The 5,682-nt window shown below is 73.0% G+C and carries 5 protein-coding genes; 3 read left to right on the top strand and 2 right to left on the bottom strand.

From position 1 onward, the window contains the following. Both H5J33_RS21405 and H5J33_RS21400 read right to left on the bottom strand, forming a co-directional pair. Nucleotides 1-820: DeoR/GlpR family DNA-binding transcription regulator (locus tag H5J33_RS21405; protein WP_258565274.1), on the bottom strand; the 820-nt coding region annotated here is incomplete at its 3' end. A gap of 202 nt (nucleotides 821-1,022) precedes the next feature. Further along, the gene (locus tag H5J33_RS21400; protein WP_181796537.1) at nucleotides 1,023-2,471 is read right to left on the bottom strand and encodes an NAD(P)H-quinone dehydrogenase; all 1,449 of its coding nucleotides are present in this window, start codon (nucleotides 2,469-2,471) and stop codon (nucleotides 1,023-1,025) included. Nucleotides 2,472-2,567: 96 nt separating this feature from the next. On the opposite strand from H5J33_RS21400, the gene H5J33_RS21395 reads away from it, so the two are divergent. The 3 genes from H5J33_RS21395 to H5J33_RS21385 all read left to right on the top strand — a co-directional run. After that, a complete protein-coding gene (locus H5J33_RS21395; protein ID WP_030789665.1) occupies nucleotides 2,568-3,005 on the top strand; it encodes a gamma-glutamylcyclotransferase in 438 nt (145 codons plus the stop codon). 125 nt (nucleotides 3,006-3,130) lie between these two features. Further along, nucleotides 3,131-3,955: a purine-nucleoside phosphorylase gene (locus H5J33_RS21390; protein ID WP_181796536.1), complete on the top strand. Its 825-nt coding sequence runs from the start codon at nucleotides 3,131-3,133 to the stop codon at nucleotides 3,953-3,955. Between the two features lie 139 nt (nucleotides 3,956-4,094). Further along, on the top strand, nucleotides 4,095-5,682 hold a 1,588-nt coding region (locus H5J33_RS21385; RefSeq protein ID WP_181796535.1), incomplete at its 3' end, for a phospho-sugar mutase.

Raw genomic sequence — 5,682 nt, 5'->3', positions numbered from 1 at the left:
GTACGTGGCTTCTGCGGGGTCCCGGCAGGGAGGTGCGGCGGCCCGCCGGGACCTGGTCACCCCCCGGGTTTCCGCTCGCCCCCGCAACGGCGATCTGGACGCCCTGGTCGGCGAGGGCCTGCAGTTCGGTGACCGCGCGGTCGTCGTGGGGCGGCGGCTCGTCGGTGACCAGGCGGGTGATCAGGTCCGTCGGCACGGTCTGGAACATCGTGTCCGTGCCGAGCTTGGTGTGGTCGGCGAGGACCACGACCTCCGCGGCGGCCTGGACGAGGGCCCGGTCGACGGACGCCGAGAGCATGTTGGAGGTGGACAGGCCGCGTTCGGCGGTCAGGCCGCTCCCGGAGAGGAAGGCCCTGGAGACGCGCAGGCCCTGGAGGGACTGCTCGGCGCCGGAGCCGACGAGGGCGTAGTTGGAGCCGCGCAGGGTGCCCCCGGTCATCACGACCTCCACCCGGTTGGCGTGGGCGAGCGCCTGGGCCACCAGGAGGGAGTTGGTGACGACCGTCAGGCCCGGCACGCGCGCGAGGCGGCGGGCCAGCTCCTGCGTGGTCGTACCCGCCCCGACCACGATGGCCTCGCCCTCGTCGACGAGGCCCGCGGCGAGGTCGGCGATGGCCGTCTTCTCGGCGGTCGCGAGATGCGACTTCTGCGGGAAGCCGGACTCCCGTGTGAACCCGCCCGGCAGTACCGCACCGCCGTGACGGCGGTCGAGGAGTCCTTCTGCCTCCAGCGCGCGCACGTCCCGCCGTACGGTCACTTCGGAGGTCTGGACGACGCGGGCGAGCTCACGGAGCGACACGGCACCGTTCGCTCGCACCATTTCGAGGATCAATTGGCGACGTTCAGCAGCGAACACGAAACTGACAGTAACCCCAGCGACCGTCTGCTTTCAGCAGTTTGCGGCGAATAGCAGAAGTTGTTCGCAGTGTGGGACGCGAAGTGGTATAGGGCGCCGATCGGGGCGGTTTCGCCCGCCGTCGGCGCCCCGGCCCGTCTGACCAGCGATGAGCCGGCCGGAGCCGTCAGCCCTCGGCGCTCGCCTTGCGGGTGTGCAACTGCCGGGCGACCTCCGCGATCGACCCCGAAAGGGAGGGGTACACGGTGAAGGCGTTCGCGATCTGTTCGACCGTCATATTGTTGTCGACGGCGATCGAGATGGGGTGGATCAGTTCCGAGGCGCGCGGCGCCACCACGACACCGCCGACGACGATCCCGGTGCCCGGCCGGCAGAAGATCTTCACGAAGCCGTCCCGGATGCCCTGCATCTTGGCGCGCGGGTTGCGCAGCAGCGGCAGCTTGACCACGCGGGCGTCGATCTTGCCCGCGTCCACGTCCGCCTGCGTGTAGCCGACGGTCGCGATCTCGGGGTCCGTGAAGACGTTCGAGGAGACCGTCTTCAGGTTCAGCGGGGCCACCGCGTCGCCGAGGAAGTGGTACATCGCGATCCGCCCCTGCATGGCGGCCACGGAGGCGAGGGCGAAGACGCCGGTGACGTCGCCGGCCGCGTAGACGCCGGGGGCGGTGGTGCGCGAGACCTTGTCGGTCCAGATGTGCCCGGACTCGCGCAGCTTGACGCCGGCCTCCTCCAGGCCGAGGCCCGCGCTGTTCGGGATGGCGCCGACGGCCATCAGGCAGTGCGTGCCGGTGATGACCCGGCCGTCGGCCAGCGCGACCTCGACCCGGTCGCCGACGCGCTTGGCGGACTGCGCGCGGGAGCGGGCCATGACGTTCATGCCGCGGCGCCGGAAGACGTCCTCCAGCACGGCGGCGGCGTCCGGGTCCTCGCCGGGCAGCACGCGGTCGCGGGAGGAGACGAGGGTGACCTTGGAGCCGAGGGCCTGGTAGGCGCCGGCGAACTCGGCGCCGGTGACGCCGGAGCCGACCACGATCAGCTCTTCGGGCAGCTCGGTGAGGTCGTAGACCTGGGTCCAGTTCAGGATGCGCTCGCCGTCGGGGCGGGCGTCGGGCAGCTCGCGGGGGTGGCCGCCGGTGGCGATGAGGACGGCGTCGGCGGTGAGGGTCTCCTCGGTGCCGTCGGCGGCGGTGACGACGACCTTGCGGGACCCGTCCAGGGCCTGCATGCCCTCCAGCCGGCCGCGCCCGCGCATGACCCGGGCGCCGGCGCGCGTGACGGACGCGGTGATGTCGTGGGACTGGGCGAGCGCGAGGCGCTTCACCCGGCGGTTGACCTTGCCGAGGTCCACCCCGACCACCCGGGCCGACCGCTCCAGCGGCGGGGTGTCGTCGGCCACGATGATCCCCAGCTCCTCGTAGGAGGAGTCGAAGGTGGTCATCACCTCGGCCGTAGCGATAAGGGTCTTCGACGGCACGCAGTCGGTCAGCACCGACGCTCCGCCCAGACCGTCGCAGTCGACGACGGTCACCTCCGCGCCGAGCTGGGCGGCCACCAGGGCCGCCTCGTATCCGCCGGGTCCGCCACCGATGATCACGATCCGAGTCACGTACTCCATTGTCCCGCACGCATCAAGGTGCTACTGCCCGGGGGCGCCGCCGGGCCGCTCCCGTGACGCGCGGGGCGCGCGGGACGTCTGCCGTACCCTCTCCCCATGTCGCTCTATGCCGCCTACGCCGGCAACCTCGACGCGCGCCTGATGTCCCGCCGCGCCCCGCACTCGCCGCTGCGCGCCACCGGCTGGCTGAACGGCTGGCGGCTGACCTTCGGCGGCGAGCAGCTCGGCTGGGAGGGCGCGCTGGCGACGATCGTGGAGGACCCGCTGGCCCAGGTGTTCGTCGGCCTGTACGACATCGCGCCGATGGACGAGGAGTCGCTCGACCGGTGGGAAGGGGTGGGGCTGGACCTGTACCGCCGGGTCCGGGTGCGCGCGCACACCCTGGACGGTGAGGAGCCGGCCTGGGCCTACGTCCTCAACGGTTACGAGGGCGGGCTGCCGTCGGCGCGCTATCTGGGCGAGATCGCCGACGCGGCGGAGTCGGCGGGCGCCCCGCACGACTATGTGATGGAACTCCGCAAGCGCCCCTGCTGAGACCGGCGCCGCGCCCCTTACCTCCCGTTTCGTCCACCGTTTGTGGAAAACGACAAGGCAACGAACACAAACCCGTGTGCTCTGTCATCTACGCGCGTAGGCGAAGAGCGGTTACCCTCATCGGCGTGAACGCATCTCTTCTTCCGGACGACATCCAGGGCGACCCCTACGCCGCCGCCGACGCCGCCGCCGCGCGCCTGCGCGCCCTCACCGGCGCCGAGACCCACGACGTCGCCCTCGTGATGGGCTCCGGCTGGGCTCCGGCCGTCGACGCGCTGGGCGCCCCCGACGCCGAGTTCCAGGTCACCGAGCTGCCCGGCTTCCCGCCGCCGGCCGTCGAGGGGCACGGCGGCAAGATCCGCTCGTACTCCTTCGGTGACAAGCGCGCCCTGGTCTTCCTGGGCCGCACCCACTACTACGAGGGCCGTGGCGTCGCGGCGGTCGCGCACGGCGTGCGCACGGCGGTCGCGGCCGGCTGCAAGACCGTGGTGCTCACCAACGGCTGCGGCGGTCTGCGCGAGGGCATGCGCCCCGGCCAGCCGGTGCTGATCAGCGACCACATCAACCTGACGGCGACGTCCCCGATCGTCGGCGCGAACTTCGTCGACCTGACGGACCTTTACTCGCCGCGCCTGCGCGCCCTGTGCAAGGAGATCGACCCCACGCTGGAGGAGGGCGTCTACGCCCAGTTCCCCGGCCCGCACTACGAGACCCCGGCCGAGGTCCGCATGGCCCGCGTCATCGGCGCGGACCTGGTCGGCATGTCCACCGTCCTGGAGGCCATCGCCGCGCGCGAGGCGGGCGCCGAGGTGCTGGGCATCTCCCTGGTCACCAACCTGGCCGCGGGCATGACCGGCGAGCCCCTCAACCACGAGGAGGTCCTCCAGGCCGGCCGCGACTCGGCGGCCCGGATGGGCCAGCTGCTGGCCCGGGTGCTGGGCAAGCTGTAAGCGGACGCGGGCGCCGCGGCGCCGGTGACGGGACTCCCGTCGCGCCCGCCTCCCGACCGGTGGTTCCGGACGGGCGGGCGGGCGAACGGGGGTTCGGGGGCGACGCCCCCAGCGACGACTAGGAGAGGTTGATCCCAAGGTGCACGACGATCTCATCGCCCGGGCCGAGGCGTGGCTCGCCGAGGATCCCGACCAGGAGACCCGCGACGAACTGGCCAAGCTGATCGACGCCGGTGACACGGCGGAGCTGGCGGCCCGCTTCAACGGCACGCTCCAGTTCGGCACGGCGGGCCTGCGCGGCGAACTCGGCGCCGGCCCCATGCGCATGAACCGCGGCGTCGTCATCCGCGCCGCCGCCGGTCTCGCCGCGTACCTGCGCAAGCGGGGACAGGGCGACGGACTGGTGGTCATCGGCTACGACGCCCGGCACAAGTCGGCCGACTTCGCCCGGGACACCGCCGCCGTGATGACCGGCGCCGGTCTGCGTGCCGCCGTGCTCCCCCGCCCGCTGCCCACCCCCGTGCTGGCCTTCGCGATCCGGCACCTCGGCGCGGTGGCCGGCGTGGAGGTCACCGCCAGCCACAACCCGCCCCGGGACAACGGCTACAAGGTCTACCTCGGCGACGGCTCCCAGATCGTGCCGCCCGCCGACGCGGAGATCGCCGCCGAGATCGACGCCATCGCCTCCCTGCACGACGTACCGCGCCCGGACGCCGGCTGGGAGATCCTGGACGACTCGGTCCTGGACGCGTATCTGGCCCGTACGGACGCCGTCCTCGCGGCGGACTCCCCGCGCACCGCCCGCACGGTCTACACGGCCATGCACGGCGTCGGCAAGGACGTACTGCTGGCCGCCTTCGCCCGGGCCGGGTTCCCCGAGCCGGTGCTGGTCGCCGAGCAGGCCGAGCCGGACCCGGACTTCCCGACGGTCGCCTTCCCGAACCCGGAGGAGCCGGGCGCGATGGACCTGGCGTTCGCCCGGGCCCGCGCCACCGGCCCGGACCTGGTCATCGCCAACGACCCCGACGCCGACCGCTGCGCGGTGGCCGTCAGGGACGGCGCCGACTGGCGGATGCTGCGCGGCGACGAGGTCGGCGCCCTGCTCGCCGCCCACCTGGTCCGCCGCGGCGCGACCGGCACGTTCGCGGAGTCGATCGTCTCCTCCTCCCTGCTCGGCCGGATCGCCGGCAAGGCGGGGCTGCCGTACGAGGAGACCCTGACCGGCTTCAAGTGGATCGCCCGCGTGGACGGCCTGCGCTACGGCTACGAGGAGGCCCTCGGCTACTGCGTGGACCCCGAGGGCGTGCGCGACAAGGACGGCATCACCGCCGCGCTGCTGATCACCGAGCTGGCGTCGGTGCTGAAGGAGGAGGGCCGCACCCTTCTCGACCTGCTCGACGACCTCGCCGTGGAGCACGGCCTGCACGCCACCGACCAGCTGTCGGTGCGGGTCGAGGACCTGTCGCTGATCGCGGACGCGATGCGCCGGCTGCGCGAGCACCCTCCGACCGCGCTGGCGGGCCTCCCCGTCACGAACGCCGAGGACCTGACGCGGGGCACGGCCGAGCTGCCGCCCACCGACGGCCTGCGCTACACCCTGGACGGCGCCCGCGTCATCGTCCGCCCCAGCGGCACCGAGCCCAAGCTCAAGTGCTACCTGGAAGTCGTCGTCCCGGTCGCCGCCCACGCCGGCCTCCCGGCCGCCCGCGCCCGCGCGACCGAGCTCC

It is taken from the genome of Streptomyces sp. WELS2, from assembly GCF_013870595.1.
Classification (GTDB): Bacteria; Actinomycetota; Actinomycetes; order Streptomycetales; family Streptomycetaceae; genus Streptomyces.
The sequence above is the reverse complement of the archived record's forward strand: the minus strand, read 5'-3'. Positions and strand labels throughout refer to the sequence as shown.